This window comes from Nocardiopsis sp. iso_186 (assembly GCF_056173365.1).
In genome coordinates, this window is sequence record NZ_CM149670.1 from 5,507,439 (window position 1) to 5,527,499 (window position 20,061).

A 20,061-nucleotide genomic window follows, 5' to 3' on the forward strand; every position below is an offset into this window, starting at 1 on the left:
AGGAAGCGGACAAGGGGATTTGTCGCCCGGGGCCGCCGGCTCCCGAAAGGCCGGCGGGACGGGAGGCCGGCACTCTTCGGAGGGCCGCGTGTGAACAAGGCGAGAAGACGAGAACTCGTCACGCGGTGGGAGGCCGCCACAACAGGACGTGGAACCGTCTGCCGGCGGGACCGGCAACGACGATGGGCACGGACGACGGTGGAGTCCACGGACACCAGCCAGTCGATGTCACCCGCCGCGTCCGCCTTGGCCTGGGCGGTCCGCAGCATCCGGTCAAACGTTCCGTCCGCCACCCACCTGCGAAAACGAGTGTGGAGTGTGGCTCAGGGCACGTCCCGCCCGGCCGCACGCACTGCGCACTCCGTTCGTGCACCCCGGTCTCATCTGGATGGCGACCCTTGAGCCGGAATTTGAGCTTGGAGGGACGTATCCACCTCTGAGAAGAACCGCGGCAGGAAAGCCGGAAACAAGTGTGGCGCCCACTCACGCAAGTGAGTGGGCGCCACACCTGCTGTCAGAGCTCGATGCGCGCGACCTTGCGACCCACCTTCAAGTACAGCTCGGCACCTTCGAGCGCCCCGATCTCGCTCACGACGTCACCGAGCGTCTGCTGAACAGAAGCCTCGACGAGTGGCGTGACCTGCTGCTCTCCGTCTGACTCACGGATCAGGCGCAAGCCCTTCTGCTGAGCTACACGGCGCACGGCGGAGATGCTGGGAGCGAAGTCCAGCGTCCGGCTGACGAGCGCGCCGAGCGTCTCCTCGGCATGGTCCTTCAGGACGACGACGGGGAGGTTCTGGGTATCTCCGAAGGAGCGCTTGGAGAATCGTGCCGTGGACGTGGAAATGGTGCGCTCGACCGCAAAAGCATTCAGCATGCTCGACGGGAAGTACTCCGACGCTGTGGGCAGGCAGCTGCACGCGGCTGTGGCCGAGGCTCTCTTGCTTGCTGGATGGATGTCGTATGACAGCTGCCTACACGGCATCGCCCAGCGATACTTCATCCAAGCCCTTCGCATGACACAGGCGGCTGGTGACAGTCGTCTGGGCGCAAGCATTCTGTCCGCGATGAGCCATCAGGCCACGTTCACAGGCCGGTACCAGGACGCTGTGACTCTCGCCCGAGCCGCGTACACGAACCCGGCCACAAGCCTGGGGCCGACGATGGCCGCACAGTTCCGCGCGATGGAGGCGCGGGCTCTGGCTCGTCTTGGCGACGTCCGAGGCTGTGACCTCGCCCTGGTGGAGGCAGAACGCCGACTCGGCCAAAGGACAGCCGACAGCGACCCGCCGTACATCTCGTACTTCGACGAGGTAGAGCTGGCTGCCGAGATCGGCCACTGCTTTCGCGACCTGGGACGCTCAGCCGAGGCCACGGAACGGGGCGCAGGCTCCATCTTCGGCAACGGTATGAACACCCGCAGTGACTTCTTCGCGATGATGGTGCAGGCCGAGGCGTACATCAACCAAGGTGAGATCAGCCGCGGCTTCGAGATCGCCCTGAGCGCGCTGAGCCTCGGTGAGGGCCTGAAGTCGGCACGCTGTCTGCAGTACGTGCGGGAGTTTCAGGGCCGCGTCACGGACGGTATTCGGCGAGCCGCGGAGTTCCGAGACTTCGCGGAAGAAGCCCGCGGCTTCCGCCTCTGGCTGCAAACCGGATCTGCCTAGAACGGCGCCCAAGCTCGCCGTGAGCCACCAGACCGCAGCGTCTCGACGCGCTTCTCGACTTCCTCGGCGACGCGCGGATCCGCGCCGGCATTCTGCGAGAGCCAGGTGACCATCAGCAGTTCGCGGATACTGCGGAGCACGGTGTATCCGGCCCACTTTTGGACGTCGAAGCCGTAGCCGTCCGCAAAGTCGGCGTACTCGGCTTCCGTGTGCCAGCCGAAGCTGTCGTAATACATGGCTGTCTGTATGAGGTCCCACTCACGGGGACCGGTTACGAAATCGTCCAGGTCGATGATCTGCGGGTGGCCTCCCGCGTCTCGCAAGACATTGCCAACGTTGAAGTCACCGTGCAGATGCCCTGGTGGAAGAACAAACTCCAGTTCCTGATAATAGGCCGCCAACTCCTCGGCCAGCCCGGCTAGATACGCGCGAGTCTCGGCACGAATCTCAGCGCTCCCCAGGCGCAACCTGACCTTGTCGAAGGGGCGGAGTTCAGGCAGGGGAAAGTACGGCGGTTCCAGTCCGTGGAGCCGCCTCAGGAGTTCACCCATCTCACGCGTGCTGGCGTATTTCTCGCCGTTGGCCAGCCCTTCCCAGAAGGTCACCGGATGTCCATCGACGACGACAGGCTGTTCAACCTCCGTGACGAGTCGCGCCGACGGGTAGCCCTCACCTTCGAGCCATCGCGCCACTGCGACCTCCCGACGCACGGACGGCAGGCGGTCGGCGTGTCGTCCGACGCGCGACACGACTCGCCCGCCGTTGACGCGGAACACCGCGTGATCACCAAGCCGCAGCATTTCGATCCCGTCAGGGGCCAAACCGGCCAGCTCGCAGGCTTTACGCAAGATGTTCCCTGCCGTTGCGGAGTCGAACGCGGTTCGTTCGTTCGTCGTCACACCGTCCGACCTCCCTGTACCACAGGTAGTAACGAGTACGATCCGTGCCCACCATGGACCGTACCCGCGAAACCCAGCGCACGCGCAACCCTGGCAGAACAAGTGATGCGCCCAAGACCTCGCTGATCGTCTCTGGAGCACGAAGGTCAGCGCCTCCGCGTCCAGCACCGACAGTAGGCGAAGGTGCGTGGCCGGAGGAAACCAACCGTGGAAAGTACCTTGCTGCTGGCACTCTGGCGCCATGCTGCTCAAGCTCACCTGGTCGAGCTGCTCGGGTAAAACAGCCCTCGCGCACGCGGTGGCTGGTCGGCTCGGGAACATGGCCGTGCAAAACGTCGATGAGCTCGGTGAGGTGCTGTCCTCCTGGCGCTACCTGAGGCTCACCCTCGACGAGCTCGCCCTCCCTTCGCTCGTCACCGGCCACACCCTTCAGGGAGGCACCCCGTGAAGACCCTCGAACGGCTCTGGTCGCCCCAGGAAGCCGCCGCGTACCTGGGCGTTCCTGCGGCCCCCCTGTCGCAGTGGCGCCGCCGCGTCGGCCCTCCCTCGCACCGGGACGGCCGCCACGTCCGCTACGTCCCCACCGAGTTCACGCCTGGGTGACCCGACAGCCTTAGGGAGGGCTCCCATGGCGCGCGTATGGATCGAGGACCGCACCGAGCACGCGGACTGTTGGGATGGCTGTGGCCAAGGCCAAGAGGGCCGGACGCGTCCCTCCTGACCGTTGGCGAGTGCGCTGGTACGACCCTGCCGGAAAGCCCAAGGCGCGGGTCTTCGACAAAAAAAAAGGGGGGCGGCTGAGGCGTTCCGGAACGAGATCTCCTCACAGCTGGCGGTCGGCATTTACCGCGCCCCCTCGGAAGGCAAGGTGACCTTCGTCGTGATGGCCGAGAAGTGGCTTTCCACGAGGACCGACATCAAGCTCTCGACGTGGTGGAAGTACCGGGGCCTGTTGGACACGCACATCCTGGACCGGTGAGGCGACCTTCCGTTGACGGCGATCCACCACGAGGACATCGCGGTCTGGGTCTCCGAGCTTCATCGGCCCCGTGACGAGGGCGGCTCGGGACTGGGCGCCTCGCAGACGCGGCCGCGTGGCCCCGGACCAAGTACGACCGTCCTCAGGCCGCTTCAGCGGTGAACCGGGCGCTGCTGCTCCTCCTGTCCTACACCGGGCTCCGCTGGTCGGAAGCAGCTGCTCTGAGGGTCAACCGGGTGGACCTGGAGCGTCGGCGTATCCGGGTGGCGATGGCCTTCAGCGAGGTCAAGGGCGAACTCTTGGAGCAGGTGCCCAAAACGGGTGAGCGGCGTACCGTCCCGGTGCCGGCCTCCCTCGTCGGCGACCTCCGACCGCTGGTGGAGGGGCGCTCCCCCGACGAGTTGCTGTTCACGACCAAGCGGGGGGTGCCTTTGCGCATCCGGAACTGGCGCAACCGGGAGTTCAACAAGGCCGTGGGCGCTGCCGGACTGGACGGTATCGGGCTCACCCCGCACGAGCTGCGTCACACTGCCGCCTCGTAGGCGATCGCGGCCGGGGCCGACTCAAGGTCGTGCAGACTATGCTCGGGCACGCCTCGGCAACCATGACCCTCGACACTTACGGGCACCTGTTTCCTGACCGCCTCGACGAGGTGGCGGACGCGATGGATGTCCGCCGAACGGCGGTGCTGGGAAGAGCCAAGCCCTAGAACGCAAAAAGTCGGCCCCTGCAAGCCGTGTGTACGGAATCCGTACCGGCTCGTGGGGGCCGACCTTCTTAACTGCCTGGCACTATCGCTCACCTGGGTGAACGTTGGCCTTTGGCGGTGGAGGTGGGATTTGAACCCACGGAGGGTCTCCCCTCACACGCTTTCGAGGCGTGCGCACTCGGCCGCTATGCGACTCCACCACGGGTAACCCTACCGGAAACGACGGTGTGCGAAAAACTCGGTCAGCAATCGGGCGCACTCGGCGGACAGGCCGGCGTTGACGAGGTCCGGGGGGACCACCTCGGGGCGGTGGTTGAGGCGGCGGTCGCGGACGACGTCCCACAGGGACCCCACCGCGCCGGCCTTGTCGTCGCGGGCACCGTAGACCAGGCACTCCACCCTGGACAGCACGACCGCCCCCGCGCACATCGTGCACGGTTCGAGGGTGACCGCGAGCGTGCAGCCGGTGAGCCGCCACTCGCCCACTGTTCGAGCGGCCTCCCGCAGGGCCACCACCTCAGCGTGCGCGGTGGGGTCGCCGGTGGCCTCCCGCTCGTTGCGGCCGGTACCGATGACCCGGCCGCCCTGATCGAGGACGACCGCACCGACCGGGACGTCTTTGCTGGCAGAGGTCAGCCGGGCCTGCTCCAGGGCAAGGCGCAGGGCCGCGTCGTGACGCGCCCGGGGGGTGGAAAGGGTCATACCCGCATGACGTCCAGGGCTTCGGCGAACCCGGCGCGGTCGGCGACGACCGCGAGCGCATCGGCGGGCAGCAGGCCCTCTCTCAGGGTCAGCGCCATGAGTTCGTCGGCGGTGGTACCGAGGTCGCTGAGCAGCCCGGTGTCGCCCACCGGTCCGGGATAGGGGGTCTGCGCCGCCCCCTCGCCCTCCTCGTCCTCGGGCTGGGCCTGTGCGCCGGGTTCCAGGAACAGCTCGGCGACCGGGTTGTCCTGGACGGCCCGGACGTCGGAGAGAAAAACGCGCGGATCGTTGTGGTCGTCCACCCGGACGATCCCGAACCACTCGTCGTCGGCCTCCGCGAACAGAAGCATCGTGGCTTCGTCGGCGTCCAAGGCGGCGGCCGTGTCGCGCATCAGGTCGGCTACGTCGTCGATGCCCTCGACCTCGGCCAGGTCAACCTCGACTCCGGTCCACCCTCGCGAGGCACGGGAGAACACGACTGAGAAAATCGACACCCCTGACTCCCACCTCTGCCCCCGGGGCGCGCGGTGGCACGCCCCGGACTCGACTCGTGCGTGTGGGCACACTGTGCCCGCCGGAAGGCTTACCCCATGGAGTCCAATGCACGCTGAAAAGCGGCCTGGAATCCGAGGCGCTCGGAGATGCTGGCCAGAACCTCGTCGGGATACAGGTCGAGGTCCCCTGCGAGCGCGCCCAGCTCCATCTCGTCGAGGCCGAGGTCGGCGAGGATCGAAAGGTCGCCTGCCGGCAGGACCTGGTCGAGGTCCTCCTCGTCGGGGATGTCGATGTCGAGGTAGTCCAGCACGTCGCGGGCCACCTCCCAGTTGACGGAGGCCGTGACGTCGGAGAGGAAGAGGCTCACGTCGTCGCGCCCGTAGACCCGGACGATGATGAAGAAGTCGTCACCGACCGAGACCAGACCGATCGCCCCGCTGATGCTCGGTTGCTGCCGGAGCGCGTGCAACAGGCCCTTGACGTCCTGTGTCAGCGCCACCGGGAGCATGTTGACGTCCCAGTAGTCCTCTTCTCGGTAAGCGACGGCGACGAAGTCGCCCGAGCCGTCGTCACCCTGTTCGAGTTCCGTCATCGTCACTCCACCCGGATGGCCTTGATCCGGCCAGGATCGCAGATCGTCTCGGGCGGCGTCACCGTATGGGCTGCCCCCGTCCGCGACTCGGTCTCCCCATGGGGAGCTGTCTCCGTGATAGAAGTCCGCGCTCACAGCTCCTATTAGAACGGACGCCTCATCCTCAACAGAACGGGACGGTCAAGTTCACCCGGCGCGGACCGGGTTGAGGACAGTCGGGAGTCTGTCCCCCTGGGGACGAACCCCCTGGTGAGAAACGCTTCCTTCGCCGTAAGCGGGTTCAGGCCCGCGACGAACGGTAGTTTTGTCCATTATGGAAATCCTTGTCGTTGACCACCCTCTCGTCGCCCACAAGCTCACGACGCTTCGCGACGCCCGCACCGACTCCCCGACCTTCCGTCGGTTGACCGACGAGCTGGTCACGCTGCTCGCCTACGAGGCCACCAGGGACGTCCGGGTATCCGATGTCACCGTGGAGACCCCGCTGGCCCCTGCGCCGGGTGTCCAACTCACCCGGCCGACCCCGCTGGTGATCCCGATCCTGCGTGCGGGACTCGGGATGCTCGACGGGATGACCCGGCTCCTGCCGACCGCCGAGGTCGGTTTCCTGGGCATGGCCCGCAACGAGGAGACCCTCCAGCCGGCGACCTACGCGGACCGGCTTCCGCAGGATCTCGCCGGACGCCAGTGCTACGTCCTCGACCCGATGCTCGCCACCGGGGGAACCCTGGCGGCCTCTCTGAAGCTCCTCGTGGAGCGCGGCGCCGACCACGTCACCGCCATCTGCCTGCTCGCCGCTCCCGAGGGGCTGGAGGCCGTTCAGACGAAGCTCAAGGAGTCCCTGGGCGAGGACCACAGCGCGGTGCTGCGCGTGGTGACGGCGGCCGTGGACGAGCAGCTGAACGAACAGGGCTTCATCATCCCCGGACTGGGCGACGCCGGTGACCGGCTGTACGGCTGCGTCTGAGCCCCCGCCGAACACACGGGCCTCGATGTGCTGTGGCGCGCCCGGCCGCAACCGGGCGCGCCTGAAACGGTCGGCACAACGCGGTCGTTCAACGGTTCACGGCGTTCTCTCAGGACCGTTAGCAACACAAAAGCACCGGAACGGGTTTTTTGAGTAAGCCGAATTCATCCTGAGACTCGGCCGTGACACATTAGAGTGATCCTGGTTATGCTCACCCTTAACTCCATGAGCAGCATTACCCGAAAATCCGGCATACCGCACACCCCCTCCGGGCTCCCTGACCACGCGCCTCTGCGGACCGGTTTCCGATTCCAAAAATCCACGCGTTCCCATCCACGTGGCCCTGCCACTCCCTGCGGCGACTACTCGCCGCACGGAGACGGATGCGAAACGCCACCGTTCACCCCTAACCCCTCGAGGAGTGACATGTCCCAGACGCCAGACGCTGCGCCACGCGAGTTCAAACCGGTCGCCACCCGACTGCGCGCCGAGTTCGAGGGCGTCCACCCCGAGTTGACGGTGACCAGATGCGTGAACGCGGCCCGGCACGGGGCACAGGACGTGACCGGGCGCGCCACCCCCGATCTGGTGGAACGGATCGCCCGCCAGCACCTGAAGGTCCTCGCACTTGCCTTCGCCGAAATGCGCTGACCGATACCAACAGTTGAGCACGACCGCAACCCCGCGAACTGGGGCGGCACGCCGAAAAGGGGCAACTGCCTTTACGTAGCCGATTACCGGTGTAACAATCGAGTTGGGTTAGTGGGTCCAAGGCGCTTTATTGGGGAGTTCGATCATGGCGAAGCTGAAAAAGTGGCTGGGGTATGCCCTCATTGCCTTCGTCGTCTTCTATCTTCTGACTCAACCGGAGACCGTGGCGAACCTGGTTCAGTCCGCGTTGGGAGGGCTGGCCGGTGCCGCCGACTCACTCTCCCGCTTCGTGAACGCACTGCTCGTTTAAGGGCCTGAGTCAGCATGAAGCTCGTAACTCCAGGCGATGCCGCGCCCGCTTCGGTCAACCGGTATCTGCTCCCACACGAGCAGCAGGTCATCACCATGCGCCGTCATCCGGCGGTCCTCATGGGCCCGGTCGGCCTGGTGCTGGGAACCCTGATCGTGGCCGGCCTGCTCAGCAACTCCGCGATCGCGGGGGAGCCGACGGTTCTGGCCGTCATCTGGTGGGTGTGGCTACTGGTGCTGGTGTGGTTCGTCTGGAAGGTCGCGGAGTGGTCGGTCAACTACTTCGTGATCACATCCGCGCGACTGCTTCTGACGACCGGGTTGATCACCCGGCAGATCAACATGATGCCGCTCGGCAAGGTCACCGACATGCGCTTCGAGCGTTCGCTGATCGGCCGACTGATCGGATACGGCACCTTCGTGATGGAGTCCGCCGGCCAGGACCAGGCACTGAGCCGGATCAACTTCGTGCCCTACCCGGAACAGCTCTACCTTGAGGTCGTCGGACTGATCTTCCCGGACAACAGCTAGCGCAGAACGGCACGGGCGCCCGCCATCGGCGGGCGCTTTTTGCTGTCCGTGTGCGGCCACACAGTGGAATCAAGTTGACTCAAAGGTGAACAAAGGGTTAACTGATGCTCTCAGCAGGTTGAACTTAAGAGGTGAAGCAATGGCCCGGAAGGTCAGCGAGGCTCCCTCGTCCACGGCTCGTCAATTGACCCGTCGCCGCCGCCGGTTGACGCGCTCTCTCGGCGTCCCCGCCGAGCAGCGCCTTCCCGTGCTGCCCGGCCAACGCACCACCGAAGTCGAGGCCGTCTCGGCCCGACCGCGTATGACCTGGATTCTGGTGACCGACGAGTACGGGCGAAGCCGCCCAGAGGCACGCTGGAGCTAGGCTCCTCGGCTTTTTGCCGGCCGCGCTACCCAATGCGCAGCCGGCAAGGAGCCGTCGCGTCCTCCTCGATCCGGACACCGTGGCTCCTGCGGATCGAACGCAAAGGCATCCCGGGCCGTGCGAGCCCCTGCTCCCTGCCGCGTTCCTTCCAGGGCAGGCGGCCTTGGACATTCCCGGGGTCGGCGGTGTTCCTGCCCGATGGGCCGATCGTCCCTGCCGGCAGCGCCGGCAGCAGCCTGCTTCTCCTGTCCGGCGAAGAAGAGCCCGCACGAGGGGGCCTTTCTTCTTCCCCGGTTAGCCGGGGGCCATATCGACAAATCGGCTGTAGTGCCCCTGGAACGCCACCGTGACCGTGGCGGTCGGGCCGTTACGGTGTTTGGCCACGATCAGGTCGGCCTCCCCCGCCCTCGGCGACTCCTTCTCGTGCACGTCTTCGCGATAGAGCAGGATGACCATGTCGGCGTCCTGCTCGATCGACCCGGATTCACGCAGGTCACTGACCTGAGGCTTTTTATCCGTCCGTTGTTCGGGGCCTCGGTTGAGCTGGGAGAGCGCGATGACTGGAACTTCCAGCTCCTTGGCCAGAAGCTTCAGTGAACGCGACATCTCCGAGACTTCCTGCTGACGGCTCTCGACCCGTCCCGGCGAGCTCATCAGCTGCAGGTAGTTGACGATGACGAGCTTGAGATCGTGCTGCTGCTTGAGTCGCCGGCACTTGGCCCGGATTTCCATCATCGACATGTTCGGGGAATCGTCGATGAACAGCGGAGCGCTTGCGACCTCTCCCATGCGCCGGGCCAGCCGGGTCCAGTCGTCGTCGTTCATCAGGCCGGAGCGCATCGTGTGCAGCGGCACCCGTGCCTCCGCCGAGAGCAGCCGCATGACGATCTCGTTGCGCCCCATCTCCAGGCTGAAGAAGACGCTCGTCAGCTGGTGCTTGATCGAGGCGGCCCGGGCGAAGTCCAACGCGAGGGTGGACTTGCCCACAGCAGGTCGGGCCGCGATGATGATCATCTGCCCCGGGTGAAGTCCGTTGGACAGGGCGTCGAAGTCGGTGAACCCCGTGGGGACACCGGTCATGGATCCGTCGTGGGAGGAGATCGCCTCGATCTCGTCCAAGGCCCCCGGCATGATCTCGGCGAGAGGCAGATAGTCCTCACCGGTGCGCTTCTCCGCAACCCGGTAGATCTCGGCCTGGGCCCGATCGACGAGGTCGTCCACCTCTCCGTCACCGGAATAGCCGATCTGGGCGATACGGGTACCCACCTCGACCAGGCGGCGCAGAACCGCTCGATCGGAGACGATGCGCGCGTAGTACCCGGCGTTGGCCGCAGTGGGGACCGCGTCGGTGAGGGTGTGCAGGTAAGGCGCTCCCCCCACCCGGGTGATCTCACCACGCTTGGTGAGCTCGGCGTTGACCGACACCGCGTCAACCGGCTCGCCACGGGAGAAGAGGTCGATGACCGTGTCATAGATGGTCTGGTGCGCCGGGCGGTAGAAGTCGGCCGAGCGCACGATCTCGACGACCTGGGTGATGGCTTCCTTGGACAGCAGCATGCCCCCCAGCACGCACTGCTCCGCCATGATGTCGTTGGGAGGGGTCCGCTCGAACCCGCTCTCATCCGATGGATGATCGGCACCGCTCACGGTTTCCCCCCGCACCTGACCAAACAAGACCGAACCTGGATTGTCGCTAGTTCTGGGACCGCTCGCAAAGCGGCCTGTGGACGAAGCTGGGGACAACCTGTGGACAGCGGCGGCCGTACTGGGGATAACCTGTGGACCCAGCCTGTGGATAACTCGTCACCATGCCATCCACACCCAACTTGAACTGCAAAAACTCTGTCCACTGGCTGTGCATGAAAGAAAGTTCACAACCAGATATCCACAGGTTATCCACAGGTCGGGACAGTTTCGGTGGAGAACTTGCCGAGAGTCCCCGAACCGCCGCGCGTGTCACATTCGGCCCCTCCCCCTCCGTTACGACGCATACCGGCCCCGTGATCGATCATCGAGGATCCGTCCGGGTACCGTTGCAGGGTCATGCCACGTCTGCTCAGCGCCGCCCCTTTCCGGCACCCCCGCGACGGCGAGATCTTCCGGCTCGCCGTTCCCACCTTCTTCGCACTCGTCTCCGAGCCGCTGTTCCTGCTCACCGACTCCGCGGTCGTGGGGCGGCTGGGAACCGAAGAACTCGGCGGGCTGGGCATCGCCAGCCAGATCCTGTTGACCCTGGCCAACCTCTGCGTCTTCCTCGCCTACGGCACCACCTCGTCGGTGGCGCGTAAGTTCGGCGCCGGAAGAATCGCCGAGGGCCTCCGACACGGGGTCAACGGCCTGTGGCTCGCGCTCCTGATCGGCATCGCCATCATCGTCGCGGGTTGGCCACTGGCCCCATGGATGATCGAGGTGCTCGGCGCCTCCGATGCCGTGGCCCCGCACGCATTAACCTACCTGCGAATCAGCCTGCTGAGCACACCGGCGCTCCTAGTGATCATGGCCGGGACGGGGGTATTGCGCGGCCTGCAGAACGCCCGGATCCCGCTGTACGTCGCGGTCGGTTCGAATCTCGCCAACATCGTGTTGTGCGTGCTGTTCGTCTTCGGATTCGGCTGGGGGATCGCCGGCTCCGCCTGGGCGACGGTGGTCGCGCAGACCGCCGGGGCCGCCGTGTATCTGTCCGCGGTGCGCCGCGTCGCCCTCCGCCACGGGGTCTCCCTGGCGCCCACCCGCACCGGACTGCACTCCACGGCCACGGCAGGGTTCGCGCTTTTCGTGCGCACGGTGTCGCTCCGGGTGGTCCTGCTGGTGACGACAGCGATCGCCGCCCGCCTGGGCGACCCCGAGATCGCCGCACACCAGGTGGCCTTCCTGACGTGGTCGTTGCTGGTTTTCGCACTGGACGCGATCGCCATCGCCGGGCAGGCGATCATCGGCCGCTATCTGGGAGCCTCCGACATCGCCGGGACCCGGTCCGCCACCCGCCGAATGGTGGAGTGGGGGGTGATGCTGGGGGTGGCCTTCACCGTAGTGGTGCTGATCGTGCGTCCTTGGGCGTGGTTGCCCTTCACCACCGATCCCCAGGTCCGCGACCTCATCCTGGCCGCCCTGCTGGTGGTGGCCCTGCTGCAACCGGTGAGCGGCTTGGTGATGGTTCTGGACGGGATCCTTATGGGAGCGGGCGACCAGCGCTATCTGGCGTGGGCCAGCCTGTGGACGATGCTGGCCTACCTGCCGTGCGCGGCACTGGTGCCGCTCCTCGTCCCCAACGGCTCCGCGTTCGGCCTCACCGCGCTCTGGCTGGCTTTCGGAGTGTGGATGGTCGCCCGCGGCATAACACTGGGGAGTCGCGCGTTGGGCACCGCCTGGATCGTCACCGGGGACATCGCCGGCCGCTGACGACAGCACCCGGCCGCCTCCGCAGGTCGGGAGGAGCCGGGCGCAACCGAACCGGGATCAGCCTGCGGTATCGCGACTGCCCACCGTCGGGCCGTGGTAGAACTCCATGGTCCTCTCGTTCTGCGGCACATCGGGGAAGTCCGGGCAGTTGGCGTCCGGAACCTGTTCGGTGCCGGCCTGGGGCAGTGTCGTCTTCAACCGGTCGAGCAGCGCGGCGACATCGGTACGCAGCTTGGGCAGCATCGAGTAGAGCTTGTCGCCGGGGCAACTGGTTGCATTGAAGTCGCGGTGCCCGACGATCGCCCGCTTGGGGTCCAGCCGGTAGACCACGCACAGCCAGGCACACGTCTCGACCAGGGAGTCCATCAGCGCGCCGGGCGGCGTCGCCGAGGTGTAGGTGCCCTCGTTCTCGATCCCGACCGTGTGGGAGTTGTGGTTGGCCACGTGCGCACCGATCACGTGCCTGCGCTGGACGATCGCGTCGATGGACCGGTTGCGCCCCTCCATGATGTGGCCGCCGCGGCTGATCGTCAGCTGCTGGCCGGTGTCGTTCCACCCGTTGGAATTCATGTGGTGGTTCTGAATCCCCCGGGACAGCGAGAACGCGTGCTCCTTGGAGTAGTTCGTGGCATTGGCGGTGGCCGTGTGGTGCACCACGATGTGGTCGGGCATAGTACTCACGACCTGGGAGGACTGGGTTGCCTTGCGCGCCTTCCAGTCCGCGCGCGCATAGATGACGGGTGTCCCCGCGGCCAGAACCACCGGGGCACCGCCGAGGTTGACGGCGCCCCCCAGGAGCACCCCGCCGGCGGCGACGGCCGCGCCACGGAAGACGTTTCGCCTGCTCAACCCCGCCTTTACGGGGCGCTGTTCATGAGTTGCCACTCGGCCTCATCCTTCCCGTGGATCAACAGGCCCACAGGACAAGATAGGTGACCAAGTGTCACTAAATAGCTACTTTAAGCTACACGGCGTGTCGCCAAGAATGGGGAAAGCTATTTCAACGAGGAGCTTGCTTCTCCCGGTTCCCAGCAGAAGAAGCAGAAAAACGGTGGCCCCGGCCCGATGAAACGGGCCGGGGCCACCGGGAAGCGGCGACGGGCAGAACCCTAGGCGCCGACGACCTCAAGCTCGACGGGAGCGCTGACCTCAGGGTGGAGGCGAACCTCGACCTTGTAGTCGCCCACGGACTTGATGGGGTTGCGGATCTCGATCCGGCGCTTGTCAACCTGCGGGCCGCCGGCCGCCTTGATGGCGTCGGCGACGTCGGAGGCGGTGACCGAACCGAACAGGCGACCGGAGTCACCCGAGCGCTGGGTCAGCGTCACCTTGAGCGCACCGAGCTGGCCGGCGATCTGCTTGGCGTCGTCCAGGCTGCGGATGTCACGGGCGGCGCGTGCCCGGCGGATCGAATCGATCTGCTTCTGACCGCCGCGCGTCCACCTGATGGCGAAGCCGCGGGGCAGCAGGTAGTTGCGGCCGTAGCCGTCCTTCACCTCGACGACGTCGCCCGGGGCTCCGAGACCATTGACCTCGTGGGTCAAAATCAGCTTCATGACTGAATACCTCCTCGTGGTCCCGGTTAGCGAGCGGTGCTGGTGTAGGGCAGCAGCGCCATCTCGCGGGCGTTCTTGATCGACGTGGCGACGTCACGCTGGTGCTGCGTGCAGTTGCCGGTGACCCGACGCGCGCGGATCTTGCCGCGGTCGGAGATGAACTTGCGCAGGAGGGTGGTGTCCTTGTAGTCGATGTAGGACAGCTTTTCCTGGCAGAACAGGCAAACCTTCTTCTTAGGCTTGCGAACTGGCGGCTTTGCCATCGTGGTGCTCCTTGTTCAAGAGCCCCGATATTTCACGGGGATGGTCAGGGATGAGTACGTACTGCAAGGATCTGGGTCAGAACGGCGGTTCGTCGGAGTAGCCTCCGCCACCGCCGCCGAACCCTCCGCCGCCGCCACCGCCACCGGTAGCCCAGGGGTCGTCAGCCGGCGGACCGGAACGGCCACCCTGGTTGCCGCCGAAGCCGCCCCCCTGGTTGCCGTATCCACCGCCCTGACCGCCCTGCTGGCCGCCGTTGAAGCCCCCGCCTCCGCCGAACCCGCCGCCTTGGCCGCCCTGACGCTGCGTCTTCGTCACCTTGGCGGTGGCGCTGCGCAGCGCGGGGCCGACCTCTTCGACGTCGAGTTCGTAGACGGTGCGCTTCTCGCCTTCCTTGGTCTCGTACGACCGCTGCTTCAGGCGGCCCTGCACGATGACGCGCATACCGCGCTGAAGGCTCTCGGCCACGTTCTCGGCGTACTGGCGCCAGACGGAGCAGGAGAGGAACAGCGACTCGCCGTCCTTCCAATCCCCCGACTGTTTGTCGAACATGCGCGGGGTCGAGGCCACACGGAAATTGGCGACCGCGGCTCCGCTGGGAGTGAATCGCAGCTCAGGATCGTTGACAAGGTTGCCGATGATCGTGATCTGGGTCTCGCCTGCCATTAGCTCGGCTCCGGATTCCTAGGACTAGAAGAAGCGGGCGGTGCGGCACCGGGAGGTGCTAGTGCACCTCGGGGCGCAGGACCTTGGTGCGCAGGATGGCCTCGGTCAGGTTGAGCTGGCGGTCCAGCTCCTTGACCGTGGCCGGCGTGGACGTGAGGTCGATGACGGCGTAGATGCCCTCGGAGTTCTTGGCGATGTCGTAGGAAAGACGACGCTTGCCCCAGACCTCGACCTTCTCCACCGAACCGCCGTCGTTGCGCACGACCGCCAGGAACTGCTCGAGCGACGGGGAGACCGTGCGCTCGTCAAGGCTGGGGTCGAGGATGACCATGACTTCGTAACGACGCATAGGCGCGCGTTCCTCCTCTGGACTGTTGCGGCCATGGTCTTTCCATGGCAGGAGGGCAAGGAGTCCGCTCCACGGGATTTTCCCGTGGGGACTCCGATAGCCAGACAAAAGTCAAGGTTACCATTTGTCAACTCGTGGAATCGCCGGTTCTCAGACAATCCACAACGACGATCGCACATACCGTGAGCAGGAAGAACAGCCTGCCCATAGCCAGAACCGCATACGTCTCGACCCCGACACCGACCGCGGTCTCCCCCAACGGCGTGTTGACGAACTCGATGTAGTTCCAGATCCCGACGACGTACCCGAGCTCGGCAAGCTGCCAGAGGCCGACGACGACCAGTGCCGGCCATCGACCGGACCTGCGCGGCCATGCCAGGGCCGCCAGCGGCAGCAGCCAGAGCACGAACTGCGGGGACCACACCTTGTTGGTGATCAGGAAGGCTGCCACGACCAGGAGAAGCAACTGCTCCAGACGCGGACGGCGGGGGGCCAGCAGTGCCAGGAGACCGATAGCGACGCAGACGGCCAACAGCGTTCCGGTGCCGAACAGGTTGACCGTGTCCAGGTCGCCGGTGTCGAACAACCCGAACTGGCCGAGCACGTAGTAGACCGACCCCCAATCGGCCCCGCGCTCCTGGCTGAAGGTGAAGAACTCCGCCCAGCCTTCGGGGTCGGCCAGGTAGACCGGGACGTTGACGGCGCCCCAGGCGGCCACCGCGCCCAGTAGCGGGCGAAGGAAGTCGGCAATCGCCGCGGACCGCTCCCCCGGGTCGCGAGCACGCAGCAGGTCCCGCACCATCAGCACGAACATCGGTCCGAAGAACAGGAACGGGTAGAACTTGGCCGCGACGGCGAGGCCGATGAGTGCCCCGGCCAGCAGTTTCCGATGCCGGGCGTAGGCGACGAGCCCTCCGGTGGCAAGCGCCACCGCGAACAGGTCCCAGTTGATGTAGAGGGTGAGCAGCGCGGCCGGGGCGAGGGCCGGCAGGGCGCCGGCCAGCAGCGCGACACGCCGGTCGAAAGGACGCCCCTCGTCGGGGCGGATGCCTCCGCGGCCGGCGAGGTAGCCGACCGCGACGACCACCGCGATCAGACACAAGCCCATGACCGACGCGGTGGCGTCGAAGTAGGCGAAACCCCGCTGCATCGTCCCCGGGAGCCAGGAGACCGCGCGCGCCAGGACGTACATCAGTCCACCGGTGAGGACCGGGTACTCCACGGCCTTGTCCACATAGGGCACGGTCCCGCTGTCGAGTCCGTCCCGGAAGTACAACGGGAAGACGTCGGAGTAGCACAGGCGCTGGAACTGGGTGCCGTCCAGCCAGGCGCCGCCGAAACGGCAGGGCGCCTTGGCCAGGTAACCCAGCAACGCGCCGACGGCTCCCAGGAACAGCAGCGGGAGCCACGGCATGGCGGCGGAGGCCGCTACGGCCGGGGGGCCGGCGACCTCGTGGTCGCCGGCCCCCGTCGTTTTGCCGCTACTGGGGGGAATCGCCATTCCTGTCCCCACTCCCGAGGCGGCCGAAGATGCCACCGCCCCGGCCGTCCTCCTCGTCGCCCGGATTGCCGGGGGGCGACGGCCCGCCACCGCCGGGACCGCCCGGGGACTCCTCCTGGCACTCGGGGTTCCAGAACTCGACGTCGCAGTCCGGCCCCTCGTCGCTGGGCTCGGGATCGGGCGTCTGGCTGGGCTCCGGCGTCTCGCTGGGCTCCGGCTCGGGCTCGGGCGTCTCGCTCGGCGAGGGCTCGGGCTCGGGCGTGGGGGTCGGAGCGAGGTCGATCATCTGGCCGACGCCGGCGCGCGACGGGAACTGCATCTGCTCCGTGCCCTCCAGCGCCTTGGTCATGAAGGACTTCCAGATGCGCGAGGGCATCTGACCGCCGTAGATGGAGTCCTCACCGGGCAGCACCAGGGGCTGGTTGTCGCTGCGGTGCAGGCCGACCGCGGCGGTCAACTGCGGGACGTACCCGACGAACCAGGCGGAGACCGCGTCGTTGGAGGTACCGGTCTTGCCGGCCATCGGACGCCCGTCGTCCAGGCGCGCGTTGTGGTCGGAGGTGATGACCTGCTGCATCGCGTAGGTGGCGTCGGCGGCGACCTCCGGGCTGAACGCCTGGGTACCGCTCTGCAGCTTGTCGGCGTCGTTGGGCTCCAGCGTCTCGCCGTCGCGGCCGACCACCTCGGTGATCAGGTGCCGCGGCATCTGCACGCCCTTGTTGGCGAAGGTGGCGTAACCGCTGGCCTGGTCCAGCGCCGACACGGAGACGGTGCCCAGCGCGATGTTGGGCCCGGCCTCGGCGGTGTCCAACTGCTCCTGCGGGATGCCCGCAGCGCGGGCGGTGTCCAGGACGCTGGCCGGCGTGACGTAGTCCGCCAACTGGACGTAACTGGTGTTGATGGAGTCGGCCGTGGACTGGACCAGGTCAACCTTGCCGTAGTTGACGTTGCTGTCGTTGTTGACGGTCACGCCGCCGATGCTCAACGGCCCGTCCCCGTCGAACTGGCTGTCCAGGCTGATGTCCTGGCTGAGGGCCGCGGCGAGCACATACGGCTTGAAGGCGGAACCCGCCTGGGAACGCTGGACCAGCGAGTTGTCGGCGTTGGTGGCGGCGTTGGGGCCACCGTAGAACGCCTTGATCTCGCCGGTGGCGGGGTTGACGGCGGTGATCCCGAACTGGGTCTCCTCGGGGATCTCCTGTCCGCTCTGCTCCTGGATCCGGTCCTTCTGCTCCTGGACCGCCTCCTCTGCGTACTTCATCCAGTCCTCGTTGAGCGAGGTGGACACCTGGTAGCCGCCACTGACGAGCTGCTCCTGGGTGAACCCGTAGCGCGAGTCGAGCTCGCGCTTGACCGCTTCCTGGATGTAACCCCGGTAGCCGCTGTAGTTGTCGTTGTCGGCGAGCGAAAGGGGTTCGGGGAACTCCAGCTCGTCGGCCTCGGCCTGGGACAGCCCCCGTTCGGGGTTGTCCTGGTTCAACTCGACCAGGCCACCGACCGTGTAGCCCCAGCGCTCGCGCAGCGCGTCGTCGTGGATCGACCCCGGCTGGGGGTTGGCCCAGTTGCCGGGCTGCTGGATGACGGTGCCGATGAACGCGCCCTCGGCGGCGTCGAGCTCGCTGACGTCCTTGCCGAAGTACCCCTGGGCCGCGGCCTGCACGCCCAGTCCGCGGCCGAAGTAGATGGTGTTGAGGTACTGCTCGATGATCTGGTCCTTGGAGAGCTGCTGCTCGACCTTGAACGAGATCATGATCTCGTTGAACTTGCGGATCAGCGACTCGATCCGGGACGGCTCGTCCTTGGTGAGACGGTCGTAGTAGTTGCGGGCCATCTGCTGGGTGATGGTCAACCCGCCGCCCTGGCTACCGCCGTAGACCACCCCTCGGAGGATGCCCGTGGGGTTGATCGCGCCGTCGTCGTAGAAGGTGCGCTGCTCGGCGGCGAGGACCCCGTCGATGACGGTCTCGGGGATCTGGTCCCGGGCCACGGGGATACGGGTGCTCTCGCCGAACTGGGTGGCGCGGCCCCCGCCGTCGAACGTGACCAGGGTGGCCTCGAGATCGACGTCGGCCTGGCTGTCCATGTCGTTGGGCGAGGGGGCCATGGCATAGGCGATGCCCACGCCGGCGACACCGAGCACGAAGAGGACACCGCACGTGATCAGTGCGGGTTTCCACGTCTTGGCGAAGAAGCGCTTGACCGGGCCGCGGTCGTCGAACTCGTCGTTGTCGTCGTCTGCCGGGCCCTTGCGGCGTCGTCCTCCGGTGCCGCGGGTCCCCCGCCCCGGGCCGGACTCGGAACGGGCACCGCCCGCAGCGGCACGCCGCCGGCCTCCGTCGCGTCCGTCCTCCGGGGGACGCCTGCGACGTGGCCGTTCCTCGGTGTCGTCACCGTTCTCGCGAGCTCGGCGGCGACCGGTGTCCGCACCGCTGTCGAGAGCGAGAGAGGCGGTGGCGCGTGACCGGCGGGGGCGGTCCTCGTCGTCCGGGCGGGGGCGGCGGGGCCGCTCGGCCCCGTTCTGGGCCGCGCGCGACCTGCGGGGCTGGTCGCCGTAGTCGTCCCTGGGCCGCGCACGGCGGGGCGCCTCGCCCCGGTCCGCGGGAGCTGCCGAACGTTGTGGCCGCTCGCTGTCCCAGAAGCCACCGTCTCCTTCGGGCCTGCGGCGACCGGCTGAGGCGCGTTCGTCCTCGGCGGGGCCGCCTCGACCGCGCCTCCCGCCGTTGCCGCGTGCATCGTCGGCCGGGCCATCAGCCCGGCGGCGACTGCCAGCGCTCCGTCGTCTTTCGGTACTCACGCGTCCTCGTTATGTCTTGGTATGGCCGATCGGCCTTACGACTCTCGGATGTGAATGGGCTGATTCTGCCCTGGAGTAGCGGTTTCGGCCACGCCAGCGAATATTCTCCCGCCGCCGTCGGAGTGGGCGCCCCAACCTGAAAGGACGCCCGAAGGGGCGTGGAGGTTTTCATACGCGAACCGGCCGCTTTCTTCCTCCTGTCGCTGGCCTGTCGGAAACGAAAACACAGGAGCGACCCACACACCGTTGACAGCCGCTCGTGCAGGCCGTACGTCGTGTGTGGGCGGGGCACACCCGGGGTAGGTGTTTTTCGGATGGCTCCGCGGCGTCGTTCCGTTGCTCGGCCGGCCATCGTGCGCGACGTCAGTCTGATCGTTGACACCGCTGGGGCGCGGTTCGGTGGCAGCGGCCTGTCCTGGGGGCGAACGTTACGTTAGGCCGGTAGTGCCTCATAGCACAACCCAGGCGTGGGAGTCCCCGCCTTGACAGCACCGTTTGGTCACTACGAGATCGACCGTCAGTCGAGTGTCAGCGTACGTCGTCGCAACAGCGCATGGGGCGCAGGAAGGCCGAGAACCCCTGACGGCCGCCATTGCCCCAGGCAGCGACAGTGGATTGTCCGAGATCGGACAGTAAAGACGTACCTCGGGAGGCCGGTCCCACCCCTTGA

Annotated in this window: 23 protein-coding genes and 1 tRNA gene; 10 read left to right on the forward strand and 14 right to left on the reverse strand. The window is 66.7% G+C overall.

The window, feature by feature from the left end; translation table 11 throughout:
- Nucleotides 1–514: 514 nt before the first annotated feature.
- Complete coding sequence (locus AC0VYP_RS24090; RefSeq protein ID WP_475471972.1) at nucleotides 515–877, reverse strand: hypothetical protein; 363 nt, start codon at nucleotides 875–877, stop codon at nucleotides 515–517.
- Here AC0VYP_RS24090 and AC0VYP_RS24095 point away from each other — a divergent pair.
- Nucleotides 876–1,667, forward strand: coding sequence for a hypothetical protein (locus tag AC0VYP_RS24095; protein ID WP_475471973.1), 792 nt, complete (start codon nucleotides 876–878; stop codon nucleotides 1,665–1,667). The two genes, AC0VYP_RS24090 and AC0VYP_RS24095, sit on opposite strands and share 2 nt — an antisense overlap.
- On the opposite strand, the gene AC0VYP_RS24100 is transcribed toward AC0VYP_RS24095, so the two are convergent.
- A complete protein-coding gene (locus AC0VYP_RS24100) occupies nucleotides 1,664–2,566 on the reverse strand; it encodes a phosphotransferase enzyme family protein (protein WP_475471974.1) in 903 nt (300 codons plus the stop codon). The genes AC0VYP_RS24095 and AC0VYP_RS24100 overlap by 4 nt on opposite strands.
- A 325-nt stretch (nucleotides 2,567–2,891) precedes the next feature.
- Between AC0VYP_RS24100 and AC0VYP_RS24105 the strand changes: the two genes are divergently transcribed.
- The 3 genes from AC0VYP_RS24105 to AC0VYP_RS24115 all read left to right on the forward strand — a co-directional run bounded on the left by AC0VYP_RS24105 (nucleotide 2,892) and on the right by AC0VYP_RS24115 (nucleotide 4,087).
- Nucleotides 2,892–3,014, forward strand: a complete 123-nt coding sequence (locus tag AC0VYP_RS24105) for a hypothetical protein (protein ID WP_475471975.1) — start codon at nucleotides 2,892–2,894, stop codon at nucleotides 3,012–3,014.
- Nucleotides 3,011–3,169: an excisionase gene (locus tag AC0VYP_RS24110; protein WP_475471976.1), complete on the forward strand. Its 159-nt coding sequence runs from the start codon at nucleotides 3,011–3,013 to the stop codon at nucleotides 3,167–3,169. The genes AC0VYP_RS24105 and AC0VYP_RS24110 overlap by 4 nt, the downstream gene beginning before the upstream one ends.
- Nucleotides 3,170–3,703: 534 nt before the next feature.
- Nucleotides 3,704–4,087, forward strand: a complete 384-nt coding sequence (locus AC0VYP_RS24115; protein WP_475471977.1) for a tyrosine-type recombinase/integrase — start codon at nucleotides 3,704–3,706, stop codon at nucleotides 4,085–4,087.
- A gap of 279 nt (nucleotides 4,088–4,366) precedes the next feature.
- On the opposite strand, the gene AC0VYP_RS24120 is transcribed toward AC0VYP_RS24115, so the two are convergent.
- The 4 genes from AC0VYP_RS24120 to AC0VYP_RS24135 all read right to left on the reverse strand — a co-directional run bounded on the left by AC0VYP_RS24120 (nucleotide 4,367) and on the right by AC0VYP_RS24135 (nucleotide 6,043).
- Nucleotides 4,367–4,454 (reverse strand) — tRNA-Ser (locus AC0VYP_RS24120).
- A 10-nt stretch (nucleotides 4,455–4,464) separates the two neighbouring features.
- Nucleotides 4,465–4,956 carry a nucleoside deaminase gene (locus tag AC0VYP_RS24125; protein ID WP_475471978.1) on the reverse strand — a complete coding sequence of 164 codons (492 nt, stop codon included), beginning with the start codon at nucleotides 4,954–4,956 and terminating at the stop codon, nucleotides 4,465–4,467.
- Nucleotides 4,953–5,450: a tRNA adenosine deaminase-associated protein gene (locus AC0VYP_RS24130; protein ID WP_285758009.1), complete on the reverse strand. Its 498-nt coding sequence runs from the start codon at nucleotides 5,448–5,450 to the stop codon at nucleotides 4,953–4,955. The genes AC0VYP_RS24125 and AC0VYP_RS24130 overlap by 4 nt, the downstream gene beginning before the upstream one ends.
- Nucleotides 5,451–5,539: 89 nt before the next feature.
- Complete coding sequence (locus AC0VYP_RS24135) at nucleotides 5,540–6,043, reverse strand: tRNA adenosine deaminase-associated protein (protein WP_475471979.1); 504 nt, start codon at nucleotides 6,041–6,043, stop codon at nucleotides 5,540–5,542.
- 313 nt (nucleotides 6,044–6,356) lie between these two features.
- On the opposite strand from AC0VYP_RS24135, the gene upp reads away from it, so the two are divergent.
- The 5 genes from upp (at nucleotide 6,357) to AC0VYP_RS24160 (ending at nucleotide 8,865) form a co-directional block, all read left to right on the forward strand.
- Nucleotides 6,357–7,010 (forward strand): uracil phosphoribosyltransferase, encoded by a 654-nt coding sequence (gene upp, locus AC0VYP_RS24140; RefSeq protein ID WP_285758006.1) that lies wholly within the window; start codon nucleotides 6,357–6,359, stop codon nucleotides 7,008–7,010.
- 426 nt (nucleotides 7,011–7,436) lie between these two features.
- A complete protein-coding gene (locus AC0VYP_RS24145; RefSeq protein WP_475471980.1) occupies nucleotides 7,437–7,661 on the forward strand; it encodes a hypothetical protein in 225 nt (74 codons plus the stop codon).
- Between the two features lie 145 nt (nucleotides 7,662–7,806).
- On the forward strand, nucleotides 7,807–7,971 hold the full coding sequence (locus AC0VYP_RS24150; protein WP_285758002.1) for a hypothetical protein: 165 nt from the start codon (nucleotides 7,807–7,809) through the stop codon (nucleotides 7,969–7,971).
- A gap of 14 nt (nucleotides 7,972–7,985) precedes the next feature.
- A complete protein-coding gene (locus tag AC0VYP_RS24155; protein WP_475471981.1) occupies nucleotides 7,986–8,501 on the forward strand; it encodes a PH domain-containing protein in 516 nt (171 codons plus the stop codon).
- A gap of 139 nt (nucleotides 8,502–8,640) precedes the next feature.
- On the forward strand, nucleotides 8,641–8,865 hold the full coding sequence (locus tag AC0VYP_RS24160) for a hypothetical protein (protein ID WP_475471982.1): 225 nt from the start codon (nucleotides 8,641–8,643) through the stop codon (nucleotides 8,863–8,865).
- Between the two features lie 294 nt (nucleotides 8,866–9,159).
- On the opposite strand, the gene dnaB is transcribed toward AC0VYP_RS24160, so the two are convergent.
- On the reverse strand, nucleotides 9,160–10,512 hold the full coding sequence (dnaB, locus tag AC0VYP_RS24165) for a replicative DNA helicase (protein WP_475471983.1): 1,353 nt from the start codon (nucleotides 10,510–10,512) through the stop codon (nucleotides 9,160–9,162).
- Between the two features lie 396 nt (nucleotides 10,513–10,908).
- On the opposite strand from dnaB, the gene AC0VYP_RS24170 reads away from it, so the two are divergent.
- Nucleotides 10,909–12,264, forward strand: coding sequence for an MATE family efflux transporter (locus tag AC0VYP_RS24170; RefSeq protein ID WP_475471984.1), 1,356 nt, complete (start codon nucleotides 10,909–10,911; stop codon nucleotides 12,262–12,264).
- 57 nt (nucleotides 12,265–12,321) lie between these two features.
- Here AC0VYP_RS24170 and AC0VYP_RS24175 read toward each other — a convergent pair whose 3' ends face one another.
- The 7 genes from AC0VYP_RS24175 to AC0VYP_RS24205 form a co-directional block, all read right to left on the reverse strand.
- The gene (locus tag AC0VYP_RS24175) at nucleotides 12,322–13,149 is read right to left on the reverse strand and encodes a peptidoglycan recognition protein family protein (protein ID WP_475471985.1); all 828 of its coding nucleotides are present in this window, start codon (nucleotides 13,147–13,149) and stop codon (nucleotides 12,322–12,324) included.
- A gap of 224 nt (nucleotides 13,150–13,373) precedes the next feature.
- Nucleotides 13,374–13,820, reverse strand: coding sequence for a 50S ribosomal protein L9 (rplI, locus tag AC0VYP_RS24180; RefSeq protein ID WP_285757994.1), 447 nt, complete (start codon nucleotides 13,818–13,820; stop codon nucleotides 13,374–13,376).
- A gap of 26 nt (nucleotides 13,821–13,846) precedes the next feature.
- Nucleotides 13,847–14,083 (reverse strand): 30S ribosomal protein S18, encoded by a 237-nt coding sequence (rpsR, locus tag AC0VYP_RS24185; protein ID WP_285757993.1) that lies wholly within the window; start codon nucleotides 14,081–14,083, stop codon nucleotides 13,847–13,849.
- A 76-nt stretch (nucleotides 14,084–14,159) separates the two neighbouring features.
- The gene (locus AC0VYP_RS24190) at nucleotides 14,160–14,747 is read right to left on the reverse strand and encodes a single-stranded DNA-binding protein (RefSeq protein ID WP_475471986.1); all 588 of its coding nucleotides are present in this window, start codon (nucleotides 14,745–14,747) and stop codon (nucleotides 14,160–14,162) included.
- A 58-nt stretch (nucleotides 14,748–14,805) separates the two neighbouring features.
- The gene (gene rpsF, locus AC0VYP_RS24195; RefSeq protein ID WP_285757991.1) at nucleotides 14,806–15,096 is read right to left on the reverse strand and encodes a 30S ribosomal protein S6; all 291 of its coding nucleotides are present in this window, start codon (nucleotides 15,094–15,096) and stop codon (nucleotides 14,806–14,808) included.
- Between the two features lie 127 nt (nucleotides 15,097–15,223).
- Nucleotides 15,224–16,597, reverse strand: coding sequence for a glycosyltransferase family 87 protein (locus AC0VYP_RS24200; RefSeq protein ID WP_475471987.1), 1,374 nt, complete (start codon nucleotides 16,595–16,597; stop codon nucleotides 15,224–15,226).
- Nucleotides 16,578–19,391, reverse strand: a complete 2,814-nt coding sequence (locus AC0VYP_RS24205) for a transglycosylase domain-containing protein (RefSeq protein WP_475471988.1) — start codon at nucleotides 19,389–19,391, stop codon at nucleotides 16,578–16,580. The genes AC0VYP_RS24200 and AC0VYP_RS24205 overlap by 20 nt, the downstream gene beginning before the upstream one ends.
- Nucleotides 19,392–20,061: the final 670 nt, after the last annotated feature.